This window comes from Accumulibacter sp., assembly GCF_031732815.1.
GTDB lineage: Bacteria > Pseudomonadota > Gammaproteobacteria > Burkholderiales > Rhodocyclaceae > Accumulibacter.
This window is the reverse complement of sequence record NZ_JAVMKF010000149.1, coordinates 1-4,634: the sequence shown is the minus strand read 5'-3', so window position 1 is coordinate 4,634 and position 4,634 is coordinate 1. Positions and strand designations below refer to the sequence as shown.

3 protein-coding genes and 1 pseudogene are annotated in these 4,634 nt (G+C 63.9%); all 4 read right to left on the bottom strand.

Going from position 1 to position 4,634, the window contains the following annotated elements; genetic code table 11:
• Window positions 1-285: 285 nt before the first annotated feature.
• Window positions 286-2,619, bottom strand: a complete 2,334-nt coding sequence (gene pbpC / locus RKP46_RS10225) for a penicillin-binding protein 1C (RefSeq protein WP_311106549.1) — start codon at window positions 2,617-2,619, stop codon at window positions 286-288.
• A gap of 36 nt (window positions 2,620-2,655) precedes the next feature.
• The gene (locus RKP46_RS10220) at window positions 2,656-2,892 is read right to left on the bottom strand and encodes a hypothetical protein (protein WP_311106548.1); all 237 of its coding nucleotides are present in this window, start codon (window positions 2,890-2,892) and stop codon (window positions 2,656-2,658) included.
• Window positions 2,893-3,053: 161 nt separating this feature from the next.
• Window positions 3,054-3,923 (bottom strand): hypothetical protein, encoded by an 870-nt coding sequence (locus RKP46_RS10215; RefSeq protein WP_311106547.1) that lies wholly within the window; start codon window positions 3,921-3,923, stop codon window positions 3,054-3,056.
• A gap of 13 nt (window positions 3,924-3,936) precedes the next feature.
• A pseudogene (locus RKP46_RS10210) lies at window positions 3,937-4,634 on the bottom strand (alpha-2-macroglobulin family protein); the annotation flags it as partial.

Here is a 4,634-nt window from a genome sequence, read left to right as displayed (position 1 = left end):
ATAGAGGGTGCCATTGCGCTTGCTCGCGAGGATGTAGACGCAGGGGAGTTTCATGCGGGGAGGATATCAGAGGGACGGACTGGATACCGGCACCCCAAGGGTACTTCCTTCGGGGCGCGTTCGCCGGGATGACAAGCATTGGGCCGGAATGACAACCATAGAGCCCCACCTCCCCGAGCCGTCACCCCGGCGAAAGCCGGGGTCCAGTTCGTGCGTCACTTTTTCCGCTGTGGCCATACCAGCCTCAGCACTGGATACCGGCGTTCGCCGGTATGACGACCCCAATCACCGCACGCTCACCTCCACCCGGTCATACCTTCCCGAATCGTCCATCACCGTCACCGTATGCCGCCCGGCTTCGGGGAAGGCGTGGTGCAGGGTCTTGCCGGCAGGGGCGCGGCCGACCTGCTGGCCGTCGACCAGCCAGATCAGTTCCTGCTGGCCGCCGCGGGCTTCGAGCCTTAAGGATGGAGCAGCACCGCCGACACTGCCGGCGCGGCGGATCGTCTCGCCGTTGGTAATGCTGACAATCCTCAACCCCGCCTCCGGCGCCTGCGCCCTAGCGCACGCCGACGCCCACGCCGGCGGCAGCGCGCGTTCGCGGGTGGCGGCGTCGAGCCAGGGTTCCAGCGCGGCGGGCCAGCGGGCCATCTCCACCGCTTTCATCTCGCCCGGCGCGCAGGCCGTACGCACGCGCTGGCCGGTGGTGGCGTCGCGGTAGTCGGTGTAGCGTGCCGCGCCTTCGCGCAGGCGGTCGGGGAAGGTCGGTGGCGCCGCGTCGTTCAGCAGCCACGCGGTGCGCTCGTGGTGGCACAGCGCGGCCGGCACGGCGTCCGCCCGCAGGCCGAGCGGCCAGCAGACCTTCGCCTGCGTCACGCTCGCCGGCGGCGTACGTTTTGCCGGGCGCGAATCGTCGATGGCCGAGAACACATCGACCAGCATCGGCGCCGCGACGTTGGCGCCGAAGAAGCCGGGGTTGGGCGTGCCGTCCGGGCGGCCGACCCAGACGCCGACCGTGTAGCGGTCGCTGACGCCCACCGCCCACGCATCGCGGAAGCCGAAGCTGGTGCCGGTCTTCCACATGATGCCGCGCCGCGCCCCGACGCCGCCTTCCACCTGCCGCGCCACCGGGCCGCCGGATTCGAGCACGTCGCGGATGATGAAGGCCGCGCCCTCGCTCATCAGGCGCGCCTCCTCCACCGGCGCATCCGCCACATAGCGCGGCTTGCCGGCGACGCCGCCGCGCGCGAAGGCCGTGTAGGCGCCGACCATGCCTTCGAGGTTCACCGCCACCCCGCCGAGGATCACCGAGAGATTCGGCTCGGCGCCGCGCGGCAGATCGAGCTTCAGCCCGCCGCGCCGCAACAGCGAGACGAAGCGCTGCGGCCCGAGGCGGTCGAGCACTTCCACCGCCGGCACGTTGAGCGATTTCTGCAGCGCCTCGGTCACCCCCACCGGGCCGGAAAAGCTCGCCTGGAAGTTGCCCGGCTGGTAGCCGGCGAAGGACTGCGGCACGTCGGAGAGCAGCGATTCGGAATGGATCAGCCCCTCGTCCAGCGCCAGGCCGTAGAGGAAGGGCTTCAGCGCCGAACCGGGCGAGCGCCGGCCCTGCACCATGTCGACATGCGAGAAGCGCTCGGCGTCGGAAAAATCGGCCGAGCCGGCGTAGGCGCGCACCTCCAGCGTGGCGTTGTCGACCACCAGCGCCGCCATCGACACGCGCGGCGGCAGCACCGCCAGCCGCGCCGCGACGAGCTGCTCGACACTCGCCTGCGTGCCGGCATCGAGCGTCGTATCCACCCGCTGCGCCTTCGGGTAGAGCTTCCGCACACGCTCGGCGAAGAGCGGCGCCAGCAGCGGCTCGCGCAGCGTCTGCGCGATCACCGGCTCCTGCTTCGCCTCCTTCACCGTCGCCTCGCCCCACTCCGGCACGAGGCGATCGAGCACCTTGTCGCGCGCCTCGCGGGCGCGCTCGGGAAAGCGGTCCGGCCGCAGGCGCGAGGGCGATTGCGGCAGCACCGCCAACAGCGCCGCCTCGGCGTGCGACAGCGCCAGCGACGGCTTGCCGAGATAGGCGCGGCTCGCCGACTCGACGCCTTCGAGCACGCCGCCCATCGGCGCATAGGTGAGGTACAGCTCGAGGATCTCGGTCTTGGAAAGGCGCAGCTCCAGCTGCACCGCCCGCGCCATCTGGCGCAGCTTGGCGGCGAGCGAGCGCGAGGCGTAGGCCTCCGGCTCCAGCATGCGCGCCACCTGCATGGTCAGCGTCGAACCGCCCGAGACGATGTGCCCGTGCCACAGCCACTGCCCCGCCGCGCGCAGCAGCGCGAACGGATTCACGCCGGGATGCCAGCGGAAGAAGCGGTCCTCGTAGGCCAGCACCGCCTCCACATAGCGCGGCGACACCTCCGCCACCCGCACCGGATGCCGCCAGATGTGCGCGCGATCGGGAAAGGCCCGCAGCGGCGTGCCGTCGCGGGCGAGGACAACCTGGGCGTGCGGGGCGAGGTGGGCGGGGTTGCTGCTGCCGGGGAGCGGGGGCGGGAGGAGCTGGTCGGCGAGGAGGAGCAGAGCGAGGATTGCCGCAAGCAAATATCTTGCAGCAACAACGTTATTCACTCTGGACCTTTATTGCTTCTTATCGCGACCACTATCCTAATAGCCCAGTTTTCTGCGCTTTAGCTTCGGATCCTCAGCTCGCTTAAGGGTTTTATGTGCATCCCAAGCAGCAAAGCCCGAAACAGCGCCTGCCAACAACATCCAACCTCCGTTATCGAGACCTGTCGTAAGGAGATATCCGCCAACGCCGCAGAAAAAGAGTGCCAGACCAATGCACATTGATCGCATCGCATCTAAGTGCTCAACACCGGCTGTCTCATCAAAAAGTATCATTTGATCAATCCTCCTTAGAGCTTAAGTAAAGTCTATCGGGGAGAGCTACTCCAATGCTTGCGCAATAGACTTTTACGAGTGCCTGCCAAAAAGGGGCGCCTCGCTGTCCGACAAGCACTCTGAGCGGCGTCGATATAGATCTGCCCCCAATTAGCTCCTACCTACGGAGCATAGTACTTTCGCCAAATTTCATTGTTTGCTGACGCATCCCAATTGTCTGACAGAATTTCTGGCGTAACGGAATTCACATAGATGCGCTTAACCCCGGGCGTTCCATTCTTATGCAGCTGAACCAATTCCCGGCCAACGTTATCGAGAATTTGCCTTTGTCCTGTACCAGAGACTTCGATGTATTGCTCATAGGACTGACCGAACTTATCGGCGTATCGCGCTCGAACAAAAATACGCACAATCCCGACCAACGACTTGTCTTCTACTCTGCTATGCGCAACAAACTCAGCAACAGCGCTGTCCCATCGTTTTAGCGACTGGCCCGGCACCCGGAGCAACTCTCCTTTCGTCATTGATGATGCGTAACTGACTCTCGGAAAATAGCCGTCGAGCGGAATAAGAGCTGCACGCAAGTCAGTCGGAAGTATCACCTTCCCTTCTCGATCTACACGTTCTATTGCAAGCTCTCGCGGCATCCAAAAAACGAACTCGTCAAAGTGCGGAGAAAATATGTCGCCGCCCTCATTTGTGATTATCAGATCATCAATGCGGTCTTTCTTCTCGCTACCCTTCCGCAACTCCAATCGTGCAATTAAGTTGGGTATGTGCTGTGCCAACTGAGCCCGTGCTTGCGTTTTTTGAATCTCAATTTGTGCAGCTTGTATTTCCGCTTGCCTCTTCTGAATATCGAGTTGCCCAGCTTGAATCCCTAACTGACCTCGTTGAATCTCTACTTGCGTTGACGATATTCGGAAGGCTTGGATCGCGATAAACAGGCCCGCAACCCCTAATAGCATCTTCGATACGAAATCAAAGATTGGAGCGTTACGTTCACACCAATTTCGGAAGCAACTAATCATGCTATCCCCTTGCTCACTTACCTTCTCCTACCGCCACAGCATCCCCGCCCCCCGCCAACCCATAAACCATCGGCTGGTACATATCCTCCGCGTAGGTCGGCGGCATCACGAACTTGCCGGGGGTGACCACGCGCACGCGGTAGAAGAAGTTCATCTCGCCTTCGAGGCGGGCGGCGACCACGAAGCGGTCGTCGCGGAACTCGACGTGCTTGATGCGCGTGTCCTGCATGGCCTGGCGCATGTCCACCTTGGCGATCTCGACGCTGCTCTGCTCGCCCTGCACGATGTTGGCGTTCTCGATCTCGACGCCGGCCGGCACGTAGTCGACGACGAGGCCGTTGGCGTAGCGGCCCTTGGTCTTCACGTTCAGGCGCACGATCAGGGTTTCGCCGACTTTCAGCGCTCTGTCGCCTAGCGCCTTGCCGTCGGCGGTGTACCACTCGCGCTTGATGTCGAAGGCGTCGCGCCGCGCGGCGGGGGCCTTGGCCGGGTTGCCGGCGTAGTTGAGCTCGACGAAGAGGCGCTCCTTGTGGGTGTTCTTCAGCTTGACGCCGCTGGCGAGTTCGCCGGCGGCGAGCGACTGGAACTGCGTGCCCTTGCCGCCCACGTTCTGCGCTTTGCCGGCCAGCATCATCTCGGCGGCCCAGTCTCCGGTCTGCTGGTTGGCGAAGCTGCGGCCGAGCAGGAAGAGCGAGAGCTTTTCCTGCGTGC